The following is a 17,260-nucleotide window of genomic DNA, read 5'->3' on the forward strand; positions in this document are numbered from 1 at the left end:
GATGATTAAGCCGCCGGCCGCCGGCGCTGGGTTTCGCCATGGAACCTGGGACATCGTGACGAAACTGCCAACGCCATGCGCGACTCTTTGCGGAGCTGGAACACGCGGGACTATTTGCTGGCGACGTTGCCGGGCAGCGCGTAGGCCCGCACATAGTCGCCGAGCTTGGTCCCGAACGAGCCGTGCCCGCCATCGACGGTGACGACATACTGTTTGCCGCCGGCCTCGTAGGTCATCGGCGTCGACTGGCCGCCGGCCGGCAGCCGGTCCTGCCACAGCAGGCGGCCGTCCTTGACGTCGAAGGCGCGGATGTAGTCGTCCATGGTGCCGGTCAGGAAGGCGACGCCGCCCGCAGTGACCATCGGGCCGCCGAGCATCGGTACGCCCAGCTTGAACGGCAGCGGCAGCGGCGCCTGGTCGCGGATGGTGCCGACGCGGTGCTGCCAGACGATCGCGTTGGTCTTGAGGTCGATGGCGGCGAGACTGCCCCAGGGCGGCGCCATGCAGGGGATGCCGAGCGGCGACAGGAAGATGCCGAGCGAGACGCCGTAGGGCGTGCCGTACATCGGCTGCACGCCGAGCTCGGTGCCCGGCGGATGCGCGGCGTTGGGTTCGGCCGGATTGTTCTTGCCGCGCGGCACCAGCCGCGACACGAACGGGATCGACTGCGGATTGGCGATCGCGATCTTCTTCACGGGATCGATGGCGATGCCGCCCCACTCGAACATGCCGAAATCGCCGGGATAGACCAGGGTGCCCTGCTCGGAGGGGGGCGTGAACGGCCCTTCGTAGCGCAGCCGCTTGAACATGATGCGGCACGCCAACTGATCGAACATCGTCGCGCCCCACATCTGCGCGCCCGAAAGCTCCTGGCGCGGCCGGAAGCTCAGTTCGGAGAACGGCTGCGTCGGCGACAGCCGGTCGCCGGGCGCAGCACCCTGCGGCACCGGCTTCTCCGGCGCGGGGACCAGCAGATGCCCGTCGCGGCGATCGAGCACGAAGATGTTGCCGGTCTTGGCCGGCACGTAGATCGCCGGCACCACGCCGTCCTTGCCGGGCATGTCGACCAGGCTCGGCTGTGACGGCATGTCCATGTCCCACAGATCATGATGCACATTCTGGAACGACCAGCGCAATTTTCCCGTGGCGATGTCCAGCGCCACCAGTGCCGAATCATAGCGCTCGTTGTCGGCCGAGCGGTTGCCGCCCCAGATGTCCGGCGAGCTCGAGCCGAGCGGGATGTAGACCAGGCCGAGCGCCTCGTCGGCCGCGCCGACGCTCCAGCCGTTCGGCGAGCCCGGCGTGAAGTGATGCGTGGCCGACGGCATCTCGTTGGGATCGGGATTGCCGGGATCGAACGCCCACAGCAGCTTGCCCGTGTAGACGTCGAAGCCGCGGATCGCGCCCGACGGCACCTTGTTGGAGTAGTTGTCGATCACGGCGCCGGCCATGATCACGACCTTGTCGGTGACGACCGGCGGCGAGGTGCCTTCGTAGAAGCCGAGCGTGGTGATCTCGTTGCCGGCCTTGAGATCGATCTGGCCGTGCTCGCCAAAGCCCTCGCATGGCTTGCCGCTGTCGGCGTCGAGCGCAAACAGCCTTCCGTCATTGGTCGGCAGGAAGATGCGCCTGGCGCATTCCGTCGGGGCCGCCGCGCCTGACACGTCGACCGCGCCCGGCTTGGTCTCGTGATAGGCCACGCCGCGGCAGGTCATGTGCTGGAAATTCTTGTGATGCTCGATCTTCGGATCGAACGTCCAGCGCTGCTTGCCGGTGGCGGCATCGAGCGCGAACACGATCTGATGCGGCGAGCAGGTGTAGAGCAGATCGCCGATCTTCAGCGGCGTGACCTCGTTGGTGAACTCGTCGGGATCGTCGGGCCCTTTGCGGTCGCCGGTGCGGAATTCCCAGGCGAGCTTGAGAGTCTTCACATTGTCGGGTGTGATCTGCTTCAGGCTCGAGAAGCGCGTGCCGAAATTGGTCGCGCCATAGGCGGTCCAGTCCGCCTGCGCCTCGGCGGGCGCGGTATCGGTGCCGGCCGTCGCCGCCGCGGCCTGCGGCAGCGCGCCATCGGCGCCGAAACGATCGCCGCGCAGGGAGGCGCCGAGCACGACCACGGCCACCGCAAGCACGGCCACGAGCCCCCAGCGCGCCGCGCGCATGTCGCCCACCAGATGCGCCGTGATGAATGGCAGCAGCAGCCAGACGCCGAGCGGCACCAGCACGTCGCCGCGCGGCGCCAGCGACCAGAAATCCAGCCCGACCTCCCAGATCGCCCAGATCATCGTGCCCAGCAGCAGCGCCGCATAGATCCACAGCGCCGCCGCATGCCGCCGCCACAGCAGCACCGCGACGACCAGCAGCGCGAGGCCTGCGACCAGGTAATACGGTGAGCCGCCGATCGCGGCGAGCCACGCCCCGCCGGCGAGCAGCGCGAGGCCCATCAGGCCGACAACGATCGCGGTGAAGGTGAGCAGCGGCGCGCGCTGCAGATGGCGGGCTGCGGCCATTGCGCGGCTCCAGGCTGATGATGACAGGCCGCGGCGCGACGCCGCAGCCGCGTCATGAACGGCGAGGAAGGGCGGAAGTTCCTGGCCGTGCAGGGCACGGGATGGGGCCGCCGCGCGGTCGCCGACCTCCCTCCCGGCACACGGCCTTTTGCGCGCCTTCCGTGGCCGGAACGGGTTGCCGCTCCATGACCAAATTAATACGATCCCATGTCGTTCACATGAAAATTGGAGTGCCCGGATGCGTGCGCAGTCGCGAGCCCTGTCGAACCCGGTCGCCCTGTGGTGGGCGATGCTGACGCTCGTCAGCCTCGCCAACATCGTGTTCTGGTTCATCCTGTACCGCCAGCTCAACGGCGGCAGCAGTTCGGCGGGTCAGGCGTCCCAGACCGGTTCGATGCTGGCGCTGTCGGCGGCCTATGTGTTCGGCTGCGCCTTCCGCTCGGTGCTGCCGCGCGCCGACGTGCAGCGCATCTGCCTGGTCGACAGTTGGCTGTCGAGCGTGTTCGTCGGCCGCACCGTGGCGACCATCGCCGAGATCGCCTTCGCGGCACAGTGGGCCATCATCCTCGCGCAGCTCGGCGCCATCGCCGATGCCGAGACCGCGGTGAACATGGCCCGTATCATCGTGCCGCTGATCGTCATCGCCGAGATCTGTTCCTGGTACGCTGTCGTCACCCGGAATTTCCTCTACAACGCGATCGAGAACTCGCTGTGGGCGGTGGCCTTCCTGCTCGTCGGCATCGGGCTCGGCCGGCTGCTGCCGGAGTTCGATGGCGTGGTGCGCGGCCTGCTGATCGCGGGCCTCGTCGGCATCGCCTGCTATCTCGCCTTCCTCGTCGTGATCGATGTCCCGATGTATGTGAAGCGCTGGCGCATCGAGCGCGCCGCCGGCACGCCGCTGCTGCATCCGCTCGCCGGCCTGCGCGACTCCGCCACGCGCTGGACCGTCACCCACGAGTTCGAGCACTGGAAGGAAGAGATCGCCTGGATGTCGCTGTATTTCAGCGCCGCGGTCTGGGGCTCGCTGGCGCTGTGCGCACTCTCGGCAATGAACGATCACCTGCCGCGTGATCGCGCGCAGGCGACCGGCGCGCCGCCGGCCATCGTCCAGCAGAGCGCCGATCGGTCCTGACGCGACATCCCGCCGTGACGGTCACGGCGGGATGTCCTGCTTGCCTCAGCCATGCATCGCGAAGTGATGCGAATCGTCCATCTGGACGATGTGGCTGTAGTCGGCGTGCGGCGCATCGTGCACGGCCACGGGCGCGTGATCGAAATTCGGCGGCACGATGCCGGTGTTGCCGGGGTGGCCATGGTCGCCGAAATTGTCGACGATGATCGGGTTGTGCGACGAGCCTTCGCCGTGCAGCGGACCGGAGCCGAACCCCGAGCCCAAGCCCGAGCCCTGGCCACCCTGGGCGTTGTCGCCCGACTGCTGGATCGCCGAGGCGATCGAGTCCCAGAACCCGCCATGGCTGCCGCCCTCGGACCCGCCATGGGCCACCGCGATGCCGTCGCCGCGCAAGCCGTCCTGCGCCAGCTTGAAGATATCGCCGATGGCAGCGCCGAGATCGCCATGGCTGAGGTCGTTGACCAGTGAGCCGAGGTCGTGGCCAATCGCGTCGAGCTGCTGACCCAGCGAGTGGCTCAAATCGCCCGCGGTCTGTGCCAGCCCGTTGAGGCCTTCGCCGACGAAGTGGCCGACGCCATCGACGATTCCGGTGCCGACCGCATCGGCGCCGTGCGCGATGCCGGAGATCGCCTCGCCGATCGGTCCGCCGATCAGGTGGCCGGCCGCCGACGCCGTGTCGGTGACCACGCCGATGGCCCCGTCAGCCACCGCCACGCCGGCGTCGAAGCCGCCCTTCACCACCGCGCCTGCGGCGTCGAGCGCGTCCATGCCGACCTCGCCGGCCGTTCCGACGATGGTGCCGGCCATGTCGAGCGCGCCGTGGCCGACTGCGCCCGCTGCCTCCAGCCCGGCCTCGCCGAGGCCGACCGCGGTGTGCGCGAGGTCGCCGGCGACGTCGAGGGCGCCATGCGCCACGTCGCCACCGACCTTGAGCCCGCCGTCGACGATGTCGCCGCCGATATGCTTGACGTCGTTGATGACGCCGTCGAGGTCGCCATGCACCAGGTGGCCGACGCCGGACGCCACGTCGCCGGCGACGTTGATCCCGGTGTGGAGGACGTCGCCGCCGACATGGACCACGGTCGACGCGACGTCGCCGACGGTGTGAAGCAGGCCGCCGCCGATCGCCTCGGCGCCATGCCCGATCGCGCCGAGCACGCCGCCGACGGTATGGATGGCCTCGCCGCCGAGCGCGCCGATCCCGTGCACCACGCTGCCCACGGCATGCGCCGCATCGCCGGCGACGTGCTCGACCGTGTTGACCACGGCGCCCGCCGCGCCGCCGACTGCGCCCGCCACATCCTTCGCGACGTCCTTCACGTCATCGACTGCGGAACTGACGGCATCTCCGATATCATCCCAAAAGCTCATGACCTGCTCCTCTCGGTTGCGTCACCTCGCCTCGGGTGACGCGCCGTTTGTCGCAGATCGCGTCCCCGCGCTCCGTGCGCGACGTCACGCAAGCTGAGAGGTGGCAGGGCTCGGGCGCGAAGCCTGTCCGCAAGGCCAGGCCATCCACCTCTTCAGTGGCCGCAGGGAGGGAATACGTGGATGCCCGCTTAGGCCGGGCAACTCATTAGCAGGCCCTGATCGCGATCGTTCAGGGGGGCATCGGTGTGATGCTCAGCCGCGGTTCAGGCGTGGCCGATCCAGCCATGCCAGGTCAGCGCGGCAAAGAAGCGACGGGCATCGCGAAAGCCGCCGTCGCACAAGATCGCTTCATCCTCCTCGGGGCTCAGCATGTTGACGCTGGCATCGACGGTCGCGCGCATCGTCCTTGCCTGCTCGGGGTCCGTGCCCGACGCAACGGCATAGGCCGCGTAGCGATCCAGCCACAGCGCCCGCTCAGTCGGCTCCTTCGGCAGGCAGCTATGGGCGACCACGAACGGCGCGCCAGGGCGGAGCCGGTCGTGCACGGCGCGGACCGTCTGCAAACGCTCCGGCGCTGCCAGAAAATGCAGCGTCAGCAGGCATGTCGCCGCGTCGAACGGGCCCGCCGGCGCGGCGTCGATCGTGCCCTCGATCAGTTCGACCCGGCTGATCCGCGCGCCGAGCGTGCGTTCGGCGAGTCGCAGCATCTGCGGCGCCGGATCGAGCCCGACGAAGGTCCACGATGGGTGCGCTTCGGCCAACGCATTCAGCTCGAGCCCGCCGCCCGCGCCCAGCACGAGCACCCGCGCATGGTCGGGCGCCCGCTCGGCCAGCAAAACCGCCGTCATCCGGTGCAGCCCGTCGAGACCGGGCACGAAGCGCCGTGGACCATCGGTATAGCGCGCGACGAATTCGGGATCGGAAAACGCGCGGATGAACTGCTGAGCGCCGTCGGCAATGTCAGCCGGCATGACAAATGTCTCCCTTGCGAGGTCGCTTGCGTCGTTCGAGGCGGTCGTGGAAATCAGCGCTCAGCGCCGCCAGCGTGATGGCGCCGAGACGGGACAGCAGCAACCCCTCGGCGGCCCGGATGGAGGTGTCGAGCGCGGCATTGACCGCCTGCTCGACGAGACAGTCGGGATTGTCGCTCCGATGGCCGATCGCGAACAGCGACGGACGTCCGAGCGAATCGTAGACGTCGCGCAGGGTGACGGCCGCCAGATCGCAGTCGAGCGTCCAGCCGCCGCCATGGCCCTTCGCGGAGCGCACATAGCCGCTGTCCCGGAGCCCCGCCATGATTCTGCGGATCACGACCGGGTTGGTCTGCATCATCGCTGCGAGCGCTTCGGAGGTGACCGGGCCGTCGTGCTCCGCCATGTGGAGCAGGACGTGGAGGATGCCGGACAACTGGCTGTTGGATCTCATGTAACTTTTAATATGACATGATACCCGGACCGTCAACCGGTCTGCCTTCGCGCGGCCTTGGGCGATGCTGTCGTGTCTGCCCGTCGGGCGACTCGGTCCTGCGGCTCGTCGCGAATGCGGGGCGCGTCCATCCCCCCTGATCCGCCGCAAAGTCATTGGCGCGGAAAACCTGATTTCGCCTGCGCGTTCAGGCTGATTTGGGCTGTCCAGTCCCGTGAGCGAAAATATTCCGCTTCGCGATTTCGGAAATTCGTGATCTATTCCTGTCGTCCCGCCTCATCGGCGAGGGGCGCTGCGCGGTCGTCACGAAGCGTGGAGTGCGGGATGTGATGGGCGGGCCGGTTTGCAGCGTGAGTTGATCGCGCCGACGAACAACACCGGTCCGTACGGTCAAGTCGCGTGGTCCTGGCCTCCCGATGCTGAGGTCAAGCCGGCTGATGATGCCTCGTGCATCTCGCCGGTGATGGGGGCAAGACAGCCCGGTCCCCAGGGAGAGCGCGAAGCAGCCGTTCAAACCGTCGCGCAGGGAGGGCCGGATCGTCCGGCTGGACCTGTGGTTCCTGCCGCCTGCATTTTTTTCGCAGGCGGGCCACGGGCCTCAGTCGAGGTCCGGCCTTCCCTGCACCCTCGGTCTTGAAGAGGGTGAGATCGATGCATCACTCGGACGCCGAATGCGCCGCGAGAACAGAGACGCGCATCCCCAGATGCAGTTTGAGATCGTTGACCACGATGGCACCACGAACGCGGTGCTTCCCCTCCAGGGGAGGGTGGCGTCATGCGTTCGGATCGGCTCTTCCGAGCCGGCGGCGCCGACGTCCTACCTACTTGAATCCCGAAAACCGGCTGTCGAACGAGTTCGACTGCAGCACCGGGACGGCGCCGGAGACCAGCGCGGTCTGGGTCTGGGCGGGAGCCGAGGCGGTGGTGGCCGGCGCCTCGCTGGTCGCGGGCTTGAACGGCGGCCGCGCGGCAGCCTGCCGGGTCTCGGCGGGCTTGGCCGCGACCGGCTTCGGCGCTGGCTTGGTCTCGGCGGGCTTCGCCTCTGCGGTCTTGCTCGGCGCGGGCTTGGCTGTCGCCGTGCTCTCAGCCGCCGCATTGCCGCCGATCCCGACCTTGCGGGCGAGGCTCGACATGAAGCTCGGCTTCTCGGGCGCGCTGACGGCCGCCACGCGGGTCGACGGCGCGCTCACCGGCGCCTCCGCGGCACTGGCCGGCATCGCGACCTCGTCGGCGCCGGGCGCGCGCGGCGGGTTGACGTGACCGGGTATCGTGCCTGGCGCGGCCTGGAAGTTGGCGAGCGACAGGCCCGGCGCCTCGCCGGCGTCGGACAGGCCGGTGGAGGCTCCGGGCACGCGGCTGGCGAAGATCGGATTCATGCCGCCGTCGATGCCGGTGTTGAGCTTGGCGACCGGCGTGCCCTTGGCGACGAGCTTGGCATATTCCGCCTCGTCGGCCTGCTGCTTGTCGCGCACGGCGGCGGTGATCTCGTCGGGCACGACATAGGCCGGGCACTTGGCAGAGGCGTCGAACACCGGATCATGCGTCGCGCCCGGCGGCTTCTGGGCGTTGAAGACGTATTTCTTCTCGCAGAAGTCGACCTTCGGCTCCTGCCGCGTGACCTCGAAGGCGTCATAGCCTTCCTTGATCATGCGCCAGAACGGCATGTTCGGATTGTTGCGGTGCCTCGCCATGTTCACCGGCGTCATCCGGAACGGATAGGCCTGGAACTGGAAGGCGCGCTGGCCGCCGAAGAACGACTCGCGCCCGAGCGCATAGATCTCGGCGATCTGCTCGTCGGTCATCGCGAAGCAGCCGCGCGAGGAGCAGTCGCCATGCACCATCAGCTGCGAGCCGGTGCGGCCGAGCGCCTTGTCGAACGCGTTCGGATAGCCGGTGTTGAACGACAGATAGTAGGCCGATTGCGGGTTCATCTGGCTCGGATTGATCGAGTAGAAGCCCTCCGGCGCCTGGCGGTCGCCCTCGCGCACTTTGGGTCCAAGATCGCCCGACCAGCGGCAGATCGGATAGGTCTTGAGCAGCGCGAACTTGCCCGAGCGGTCCTGCTTCCAGACCTCGAGCTCGGCCTCCTGCTTGAAGACGCGGACCAGGATCGGCGACTGCAGATCCATATCCTTCTCGCCCATCGTCGCGACGAGCTTCGGCGGTACCGGCTGGTTGGCCTTGGCGTTGGTGGCGAGTCCGACCTGATCGCTGTTGCAACCGGTCAGCAGCGCACCGGCGGCCAACGCCGCCGAGGTCAGGAGAACCCGGACGAAAGCGCGGTTGATCAAAGCAAAGCTCCCCGCAAACCCCGCATGCCGCAACACCCCAGTCTCATCTCACCCGATCGGCCCGAAAGCTGGATAAATCACGGGTCGACCCTGCGTCATGCCGTCAAACCATTGATTAAAATTGTAGCCTTTGACCCCAGGCCTCGCAACCCGCGCTCCGGCGATGCCACCTGGCCCCGGCCGCCTTGGTCAACAACTTCTAAACAGCAGACCCCGTCGGCGGGGCCGAAATGCGGCCAAACGGCTGGAAAGACTCACAAAACCGCGAGCGCCGAGGCCCGAGCGCAAGCCCGGTCAGCCGAGCTTGCGGCCGATCTCGATGAACTTCTGCCGACGCTGCTTGCGGATGGCGTCGGCGTCGAGGCCCTTCAGCTCGTCGAGCGCCTGGGCGATCGCCTCGCCGGTCGCCGCGATCATTGCCGCGGGATCGCGGTGAGCGCCGCCGACCGGCTCCTTGAGAATGGTGTCGACCACGCCGAAGCGGAGCATGTCCTGGGCGGTGATCTTCATGCTGTTGGCGGCTTCCTGCGCCTTGGTGCCGTCGCGCCAGAGGATCGAGGAGGCGGCTTCCGGCGAGATCACGCTGTAGATCGCGTGCTCCAGCATCAGCACCCGGTTGGCGGTGGTCAGCGCGATCGCGCCGCCCGACATGCCTTCGCCGGTGATGATCGCGATGTTGGGGACGCCGAGCGCCAGGCAGGCGTCGGTCGAGCGCGCGATCGCTTCGGCCTGGCCGCGCTCCTCGGCGCCGATGCCGGGATAGGCGCCGGCGGAATCGACCAGCGACAGCACGGGGATGCCGAAGCGCTCGGCCATCTCCATCAGCCGGACCGCCTTGCGGTAGCCTTCGGGACGGGCCATGCCGAAATTGTGTTTGAGCCGGGACTCGGTGGTGGCGCCCTTTTCCTGGCCCATCACGCAGATCGGCTCGCCGCGAAAGCGGCCGAAGCCGCCGAGCAGAGCGGCGTCCTCGCCGAACTTGCGGTCGCCGGCGAGCGGGGTGAACTCGGTGATCAGGCCGCCCACGAAGTCGGTGAAGTGCGGCCGCTGCGGATGGCGGGCCACCATGGTCTTCTGCCACGGCGTGAGCGTGGCGTAGAGCTCGGCCAGCGCCTGGCCGGCCTTCTCCTCGATCCGGCTGACCTCCTCGCCGATATCGGTGCCGGAGGCGGCCATCGCCCGGAGTTCGTCGACCTTGGAATCGAGCTCGGCAACAGGCTTTTCGAAATCGAGGTAGCTGCGCATGGGATCCGGCATGGAAGAGCTGAAGGAAGAGCGCTGGGAGACGAAATCGGTTCGGCCTTCGGACCTGAAGCCGAACGACTTCAGGAGCTTAGGGTACGATCGGTGCCCAGCCTCCAGGCATCGCGCCGGGATCGCGGGCAGGATGGCGCTCTTTCGGGGCAGACGGGCGCGAAGTCAAGCCGGCCGGGCGTCACGCCGGCGGATTTGGTTTCGGGAAGGTGTGAAGCGAGGTCAGGTCTCGGCCAGCGGGTGCAGGTCGCGGACCAGGCTCTTGAGCCGCTCCTCGACCACGTGGGTGTAGATCTGGGTGGTCGAGATGTCGGTGTGGCCGAGCAGGGTCTGCACGATGCGCAGGTCGGCGCCGTTGTGCAGCAGATGGCTGGCGAAGGCGTGGCGCAGCACGTGCGGCGACACCAGCCGGGCGGGCAGGCCGCTGGCCACCGCGAGTTCCTTGAGGTCGCGGGCGAAGTGCTGGCGGGTGAGGTGGCCGCTCTCGCCGAACGAGGGAAACAGCCATTTGCCGAATGTCGCACTGGCCTTCTTCTCAGGCTTCAGCGCATCCAGGGCGGCGAGATAGTCGGCCATCGCCTGGCGCGAGGCCTGGTTCAGCGGCACCAGCCGCTCCTTGTTGCCCTTGCCGCGCACCACGATCATGCGGGCGTCGTTGCGGGCCGCGGTGCGCGGCAGCGCCACCAGCTCGGAGACGCGCAGGCCGGTCGCGTACAGCACCTCGAGCAGGCAATACAGCCGCAGCGCGCGCAGCCGCTGCGCCGGCGAGGCCTCGCCGACCTCGGAGAGCTCCTTGGCCCTGGTCAGCATCCGGTCGACATCGCCGATCGACAGCACCTTGGGCAAGGAACGGCCGCGTTTCGGGCCGGACAGGATGGCGGCGGGATCGTCGCTGCGGATGCGCTCGCTCAGCAGGAAGCGGAACAGGTGCCGCATCGCCGACAGCCGCCGCGCCACGCTGGAGGACTTGAAGCCCCTGGTATCGAGGTCGGCGAGATAGTCGCGCAACGCCTGGGTGTCGGCCGTGGCAAAGCTGTTGGCCTTGCCGCCGAGAAATTCGGAGAGATCGGTGAGGTCGCGGCGATAGGCGTCCAGCGTGTTCTGACCGGCGCCCTGCTCGGCGGCCATCATGTCGAGGAACAGGCTCATCAGCCTGGCGTCGGAGGCCTTGACCTTCATGTCGTGAAATCCGCTGCGTCCGAGGCGATCGAATCACTACGAGGTATTCGCCGGGGCACATCGAGCGGTGACTGCAAATCTGGCCGATATCGCGGCGCCCGGCCACCTCAGAGAAGCGCAAAATGCTTAATCAATGCCGTGTGGCTTTTGAGTTCGCGCTCGCGTGCCGGATCATTTCTTCTGGAACTTGTCCGGCGGGATCGTCACCGTCATCTCCCGCGATTTGGGACTGACGAAATTCGCCAGCGCGTAGATCGCGCCATAGACCACGCCGACGATGACGGCGATCACGGTCAGGAAGCGGAACAGGCTGGGCATCGGGGTCGCGCGGGCCACCAGGGAAGGAATAGTTTCATCCAACATGTTCGCACCCGGCTGGCAAGTCCGGCGCTCTCCACCGTTCGTCCGGAGGTCGGTTCTGCTTGCTCCCTCATTCCGGGGCGGCGCGCGCAGCGCGGCGAGCCCGGAATCCATCACCGCAGGACGATGTCGTCGGCGAGATGCCAACAGCCAGCCTGCCTCACACAGCATCCTGTGGGTATGGGTTCCGGGCTCGCGCTGCGCGCGCCCCGGAACGACGTCCGCGGGGAGAACCGGTTGCGTGTCGCGGAACAGGATGCCTTTGAAAGCAGCAGGGGCTGGGTTAGAAGCCTTCATATGACCGACACGTCCCAACCCGCTGTAAGCCCAGCCGCTCCGGAGACCGCTATTCTCGCAGGCCTCGGCAAGCGGCTGATCGTGCTGGTCGGCATGATGGGTGTCGGCAAGTCGACCGTGGGCCGGCGGCTCGCGGCGCGGTTGCGGCTGCCCTTCGTCGATGCGGACACCGAGATCGAGACCGCGGCCGGCATGACCATACCGGAAATCTTCGAATCGCGCGGCGAGGACTATTTCCGCAACGGCGAGGCCCGGGTGATCGCCCGGCTGCTCGAAAACGGGCCCGGTGTGCTGGCAACCGGTGGCGGCGCCTTCATGCGCGAGGAGACGCGGCGGCGCATCCATGAGAAGGCGGTCTCTGTTTGGCTGAAGGCCGATGCCGACGTGATCATGCGCCGCGTCCGGCGGCGGGCCGACCGGCCGCTGCTGCAGACCGCCGATCCCGAAGGCACGGTCGCTCGCCTGCTCGTCGAGCGCGAGCCGGTCTACCAGCTTGCCGATCTCACGATCTGCTCGCGCGATGTGCCGCATGATCGCGTTGTCGAGGACTGCATTGAGGCGCTGCAGGCGTTCTTCTCGTCACCGGAGACCGAGGCGGGGCCGGCCGGACCGCAACCCGATCCAGTTCAACCCGATCCTCCGCACGCGATGGGCGCGCTCCGATGACAGCACCTCTGAAGCATTCCGATCCGATCATCGTCGACGTCGCGCTCGGCGAGCGCGCCTATGACATCGTCATCGGCCGCGGCGTGCTGGCTTCGCTCGGCCAGCGCATCGCGGCGCTGCGGCCGGGCGTGCGCACGGCCATCGTCACCGACCGTACCGTGGCCGCGCATTGGCTGAAGCCGACCGAGGCGATCCTGGCGGAGGCGGGCATCCCGGCGTCCACGATCGTGGTCGATGAGGGCGAGGGCTCCAAGACCTATGCCGGCCTGGAGAAGGTCAGCGAGGCGCTGATCGCTGCCAGGATCGAACGCAACGATCTGGTCGTCGCGCTCGGTGGCGGCGTGGTCGGCGATCTCGCCGGCTTCGCGGCCGCCATCCTGCGCCGCGGCGTCGATTTCGTGCAGGTGCCGACCTCGCTGCTGGCGCAGGTCGACAGCTCCGTCGGCGGCAAGACCGGCATCAATTCGCCGCAAGGCAAGAACCTGCTCGGCGCCTTCCATCAGCCGGTGCTGGTGATCGCCGACACCGCCGTGCTCGATACCCTGTCGCCGCGCCAGTTCCGCGCCGGCTATGCCGAGGTCGCCAAATACGGCCTGCTCGGCGATGCCAGCTTCTTCGCCTGGCTCGAGGCCAATCACGCCGACATCGTCAGAGGCGGCGCCGCGCGCGAGCACGCGGTCGCGACCTCGTGCCGCGCCAAGGCGGCGATCGTGGCCCGCGACGAGCGCGAGACTGGCGACCGCGCGCTGCTCAATCTCGGCCACACCTTCGGCCATGCGCTGGAGGCCGTCACCGGCTTCTCCGACCGCCTGTTCCACGGCGAGGGCGTTTCCGTCGGCATGGTGCTGGCGGCGCAGTTCTCGGCCGAGCTCGGCATGCTGCCGCCGGACGACGTCGTGCGCATCGAGCGTCACCTTGCTGCGGTCGGCCTGCCGACCCATCTGCAGGACATCGCCGGCTTTGCCCAGGAGGGGATCGGCGACGCCGACCGGCTCTTGGCCTTGATGGCGCAGGACAAGAAGGTCAAGCGCGGCAAGTTGACCTTCATCCTGATGGAAGCCATCGGCCGCGCCGTCATCGCGAACGACGTCGATCCGGCGCGGGTCCGCGACTTTCTCCAGGCCAAATTGCGCAGCAGAAGCTGATCCCGGGCTTTACGCCGTATTGAGCAGTGCCAACGGATCATCGGCTGCCTCCCTCCAGAGCGACATCGGCGTCATGGACTGGTTCACACTCTCCGTCGTCATTCTCCTCCTCGCCGCCTCCGCCTTCTTTGCGCTGAGCGAGACCGCGCTGACCGGCGCCTCTCGCGCCTCGATGCTGCGGCTGTCGAAGCAGGGCAATCGCGATGCCGACGTGGTGTCGAGCCTGTTCGACACGCGCGAACGGCTGATCGGCGCGCTGCTGCTCGGCAACAACATCGCCAATATCGGCGCCTCCGCGCTGGCGACCGGTATTTTCACCGCCTGGTTCGGTGAGGTCGGCGTGCTCTACGCGACCGGCGTGATGACCGCGCTGGTCGTGATCTTTGCCGAGGTGCTGCCGAAGACGATCGCGATCAACGCGCCGGATCGCGTCTCGCTCGCGGTCGCCAGGCCGATGCGGGCGGCGGTGATCGTGCTCGGTCCGGTGCTCGCCGTGATCGAAGCGATCGTGCGCGGGCTGATGCGGCTGATCGGCTTCAAGGTCGGGGCCAATCAGCCGATCCTGTCGCCGACCGAACGCCTGCGCGGCGCCGTCGATCTGTTGCATCATGAAGGCAAGGTCGAGAAGCAGGATCGCGACATGCTCGGCGGCCTGCTCGATCTGCGCGAATTGCAGGTGTCCGACGTCATGGTCCACCGCACCGAGATGGTGATGGTGAATGCGGACCTGCCGCAGGAAGAACTGGTGCGCGAGGTGCTCGCCACCGAATACACACGCATCCCGCTGTGGCGCGGCACGCCGGAGAACATCATCGGCGTGCTGCATGCGAAGGACTTGCTGCGTGCGATCCGCGCCGCCGAGGGCGACGTGTCGCACATCGACGTTGCTTCACTGGCGCTGCCGCCGTGGTTCGTACCCGAGATGCGGTCCGTGTCGGAACAGCTGAAGGCGTTCCGCCGGCGCAAGACGCATTTCGCGCTCGTGGTCGACGAGTATGGCGAGGTCGAAGGCATCGTCACGCTGGAGGATATTCTGGAGGAGATCGTCGGCGACATCTCCGACGAGCAGGATGTGCAGGTCGCGGGTGTGCGCGTGCAGCCGGACGGATCCGTCGTCGTCGATGGCTCAGTGCCGATCCGCGATCTCAATCGCGCGATGGACTGGACGCTGCCGGATGAGGAAGCAACGACAGTTGCCGGTCTCGTCATTCACGAGGCGCGTTCGATCCCCGAGCGCGGCCAGAGCTTCACGTTTCACGGCTTCCGGTTTCGCGTGCTGCGCCGGGAGCGCAATCGCATCACTGCGCTGCGCATCGTACCGGTGCCGCGCGGCGAAACCGAGGAGACGCGGCCGCGCCGTGCAGGCACGGCGTTCTAGCTAGAGCATGATCCGGAAAAGTGGAAGCCGGTTTTCCGAAGAGATCATGCTCAAACAAAGCGATGGGATCAAGCCTCGCCCGGCGCCTTCGCATGCAGCGCGAGCGCGTGCACCGAGCCGGCAAGTTCCGCTGCCAATGCGGCGTTGATCAGGCGGTGGCGATCGACACGGCTCTTGCCCGCGAAGGCCTGCGACACAATATACACGCGGAAATGGGTCTCACCGCTCGGCTGATGGCCCATATGGCCTTCATGCAGATGTGATTCGTCCTGAACATCGAGGCTTTCAGGCGTGAAAGCTTCGCGCAACTTTTTGATGATAGCATCTCGGGTCCGCATGGTCTCTGGAAATACGCATCAAATTATTTTTCGTCAATCGGCGGTCCCCGCCCGAGGTATTCGCAATGTCAAGACTTGAAGCTTTTCGCGTTGCGTAGTCAAAGTCCGCCATGCCGATCGATTCAAACAAATTCTTCGACTCCATCCGCATCAAGCCCAAGAAGGCGGCTGCGCGGCAGCCGGTGGTGCGCGAGGAGGCCCAGCCCTGTCAGTGGCCGGACTGCAAGAACAAGGGCTCGCATCGCGCGCCCAAGGGACGCGAGAACGCGCGCGAGTATTGGCACTTCTGTCTCGATCACGTGCGCGAGTACAACCAGTCCTATAATTTCTTCTCGGGGATGAACGCCGAGGCGGTCGCGCGCTATCAGAAGGATGCGCTGACCGGACACCGCCCGACCTGGAAGATGGGGGCCAACACGTCGGCCAAGCGCGGCACCGGCAGCGCCGAGGGCGATCTCGGCGATGCCGCCGATCCGTTCAGCGTATTCGCCGAGATCAACGGCCGCGGCAGCTGGCGCCCGGATCCCCGGTCGGCCCCCAAGGCCGAGACGCGCAAGGTGTTCAACGCCGAGCGCAAGGCGCTGCAGGTCATGGGCCTCGGTCCCGACGCGACGCTGGAAGACGTCAAGGTCAAGTACAAGGCGCTGGTGAAGCAGCACCATCCCGATGCCAATGGCGGCGACCGCTCCACCGAGGATCGCCTGATCGAGATCATCAAGGCCTACAACTACCTGAAGACGGTGGTGAAGGGCTGACGCGCGGCAGCGCGTGAGGCTGCCGCGCGTTGCGTCGAAGGTCTCAGGGCTTCGGCCCGATATAGGCCGAGCTCGGCCGGATCAACCGCCCCGTCCGCTGCTGCTCCCGCGCATGGGCGGTCCAGCCGGCGGCCCGCGCCACCGCGAAGATCGGCGTGAACGCCTGGCGCGGAATCTTCAGCGCATCGAGCAGGATGGCGGTGAAGAACTCGACATTGGTGTCGAGCGCCCGCTCCGGATTCTTCCGCCGCAGCGCCTGGCGGATGTAAGCCTCCACCTCGCTCGCAAACGGCAGGTCGGCGCCGCTGCCCGCCAGCCGCTCGATCGCGGCCTTGAGCACGTCGGCCCGCGGATCGCGCACGCGATAGATCCGATGTCCGAACCCCATCAGCCGCTCGCCGCGGCCGAGCGCCGCGTCGACCCACGGCTTGATGTTCTCGCGCGTGCCGATCGCGTTGAGCATCTCCAGCACCGGCTCCGGCGCCCCGCCATGCAGCGGGCCGGTGAGCGCGCAATAGCCGGCGGTCACCGATGCGAACAGGTCGGCCTGGGTCGAGGCGACGACGCGCGCGGCGAAGGTCGAGGCGTTCATGCCGTGATCGCTGACGGTGACGAGATACGTGTCCAGCGTCGCCACCTCGCCAGCCGCAGGCGTATCGCCGCGGACCATGCGCAGGGTGTCTGCGGCGTGGCCGGCGTCAGGATCGGGCGCAATCGGCTGTGCTCCCTGTGCGCGCTGGACCAGGGCGCCGGCGATCACCGGGCAGGCGCCGACGATCGTGGCTTCGTCGTCGAGCCCGGGCTCGGACCGCAGCGCCGCGATGGCGGCGCGGAAGCCGTCGATGATCGACAGGCCGGAGGTCGCGGCGAGCAGCTCGGGCAGCCGCGTAAAGGCGCGCGCGCGGGCCTGGCCGAGGCTGGCACGGACATCCGTCTCGCCGACGCTGCGCTTCGTCGCCGCGCTCCATAGTCGGGCAGTCACGCCCTCGAAGCCGCTGGCGGCGGCGAGGTCAGCCACACGCGCTCCGGCGATGATGAGCTCCCCCTGCTGGCCGTCGACGTGGCTGAGCACGGTCTCGGCGGCGGCGATTCCGTCGAGGCCGATGGGGGTCTTGCCGAGCTGGATGGTCATGGCGGGTCTCCTTCGAGAAATGGTCAC

At 67.6% G+C, this 17,260-nt stretch carries 15 protein-coding genes; 5 read left to right on the forward strand and 10 right to left on the reverse strand.

Annotated features, from left to right (window positions below; all coding sequences use genetic code 11):
- Window positions 1-110: 110 nt before the first annotated feature.
- Entirely contained in the window at window positions 111-2,510 is a 2,400-nt protein-coding gene (locus ACQR1X_RS04395; protein WP_434898407.1) for a membrane-bound PQQ-dependent dehydrogenase, glucose/quinate/shikimate family, read from the reverse strand.
- A 238-nt stretch (window positions 2,511-2,748) separates the two neighbouring features.
- On the opposite strand from ACQR1X_RS04395, the gene ACQR1X_RS04400 reads away from it, so the two are divergent.
- Complete coding sequence (locus ACQR1X_RS04400; RefSeq protein WP_315800602.1) at window positions 2,749-3,642, forward strand: hypothetical protein; 894 nt, start codon at window positions 2,749-2,751, stop codon at window positions 3,640-3,642.
- 45 nt (window positions 3,643-3,687) lie between these two features.
- Here ACQR1X_RS04400 and ACQR1X_RS04405 read toward each other — a convergent pair whose 3' ends face one another.
- The 7 genes from ACQR1X_RS04405 to ACQR1X_RS04435 all read right to left on the reverse strand — a co-directional run bounded on the left by ACQR1X_RS04405 (window position 3,688) and on the right by ACQR1X_RS04435 (window position 11,480).
- Window positions 3,688-5,013 (reverse strand): hypothetical protein, encoded by a 1,326-nt coding sequence (locus ACQR1X_RS04405; protein WP_434873413.1) that lies wholly within the window; start codon window positions 5,011-5,013, stop codon window positions 3,688-3,690.
- 263 nt (window positions 5,014-5,276) lie between these two features.
- Window positions 5,277-5,984 (reverse strand): class I SAM-dependent methyltransferase, encoded by a 708-nt coding sequence (locus ACQR1X_RS04410; protein WP_434898408.1) that lies wholly within the window; start codon window positions 5,982-5,984, stop codon window positions 5,277-5,279.
- Entirely contained in the window at window positions 5,974-6,438 is a 465-nt protein-coding gene (locus tag ACQR1X_RS04415; protein ID WP_434898409.1) for an Rrf2 family transcriptional regulator, read from the reverse strand. The genes ACQR1X_RS04410 and ACQR1X_RS04415 overlap by 11 nt, the downstream gene beginning before the upstream one ends.
- Before the next feature lie 821 nt (window positions 6,439-7,259).
- Window positions 7,260-8,729: a L,D-transpeptidase family protein gene (locus tag ACQR1X_RS04420; RefSeq protein WP_316182907.1), complete on the reverse strand. Its 1,470-nt coding sequence runs from the start codon at window positions 8,727-8,729 to the stop codon at window positions 7,260-7,262.
- A 294-nt stretch (window positions 8,730-9,023) separates the two neighbouring features.
- Window positions 9,024-9,986, reverse strand: coding sequence for an acetyl-CoA carboxylase carboxyltransferase subunit alpha (locus ACQR1X_RS04425; RefSeq protein WP_315800597.1), 963 nt, complete (start codon window positions 9,984-9,986; stop codon window positions 9,024-9,026).
- A gap of 219 nt (window positions 9,987-10,205) precedes the next feature.
- Window positions 10,206-11,162 (reverse strand): site-specific tyrosine recombinase XerD, encoded by a 957-nt coding sequence (xerD, locus tag ACQR1X_RS04430; protein ID WP_315800596.1) that lies wholly within the window; start codon window positions 11,160-11,162, stop codon window positions 10,206-10,208.
- A 171-nt stretch (window positions 11,163-11,333) separates the two neighbouring features.
- Complete coding sequence (locus ACQR1X_RS04435; RefSeq protein ID WP_315800919.1) at window positions 11,334-11,480, reverse strand: histidine kinase; 147 nt, start codon at window positions 11,478-11,480, stop codon at window positions 11,334-11,336.
- A 339-nt stretch (window positions 11,481-11,819) separates the two neighbouring features.
- Here ACQR1X_RS04435 and ACQR1X_RS04440 point away from each other — a divergent pair, with 339 nt between their 5' ends.
- The 3 genes from ACQR1X_RS04440 to ACQR1X_RS04450 all read left to right on the forward strand — a co-directional run bounded on the left by ACQR1X_RS04440 (window position 11,820) and on the right by ACQR1X_RS04450 (window position 15,008).
- Window positions 11,820-12,485, forward strand: a complete 666-nt coding sequence (locus ACQR1X_RS04440; RefSeq protein WP_434898410.1) for a shikimate kinase — start codon at window positions 11,820-11,822, stop codon at window positions 12,483-12,485.
- Window positions 12,482-13,630 (forward strand): 3-dehydroquinate synthase, encoded by a 1,149-nt coding sequence (gene aroB, locus ACQR1X_RS04445; RefSeq protein WP_316216835.1) that lies wholly within the window; start codon window positions 12,482-12,484, stop codon window positions 13,628-13,630. The genes ACQR1X_RS04440 and aroB overlap by 4 nt, the downstream gene beginning before the upstream one ends.
- 73 nt (window positions 13,631-13,703) lie before the next feature.
- Window positions 13,704-15,008, forward strand: coding sequence for an HlyC/CorC family transporter (locus tag ACQR1X_RS04450; protein ID WP_315800593.1), 1,305 nt, complete (start codon window positions 13,704-13,706; stop codon window positions 15,006-15,008).
- 68 nt (window positions 15,009-15,076) lie between these two features.
- On the opposite strand, the gene ACQR1X_RS04455 is transcribed toward ACQR1X_RS04450, so the two are convergent.
- Window positions 15,077-15,346 (reverse strand): BolA family protein, encoded by a 270-nt coding sequence (locus ACQR1X_RS04455; RefSeq protein WP_315800592.1) that lies wholly within the window; start codon window positions 15,344-15,346, stop codon window positions 15,077-15,079.
- Window positions 15,347-15,456: 110 nt separating this feature from the next.
- Here ACQR1X_RS04455 and ACQR1X_RS04460 point away from each other — a divergent pair, with 110 nt between their 5' ends.
- Window positions 15,457-16,101: a J domain-containing protein gene (locus ACQR1X_RS04460; protein ID WP_315800591.1), complete on the forward strand. Its 645-nt coding sequence runs from the start codon at window positions 15,457-15,459 to the stop codon at window positions 16,099-16,101.
- Window positions 16,102-16,144: 43 nt separating this feature from the next.
- Here the strand turns inward: ACQR1X_RS04460 and ACQR1X_RS04465 are convergent, their stop codons facing one another.
- Window positions 16,145-17,233: a citrate synthase/methylcitrate synthase gene (locus ACQR1X_RS04465; RefSeq protein WP_434873416.1), complete on the reverse strand. Its 1,089-nt coding sequence runs from the start codon at window positions 17,231-17,233 to the stop codon at window positions 16,145-16,147.
- Between the last annotated feature and the right edge of the window lie 27 nt (window positions 17,234-17,260).

The organism is Bradyrhizobium sp. HKCCYLRH3073 (genome assembly GCF_051167995.1).
Lineage (GTDB): Bacteria > Pseudomonadota > Alphaproteobacteria > Rhizobiales > Xanthobacteraceae > Bradyrhizobium.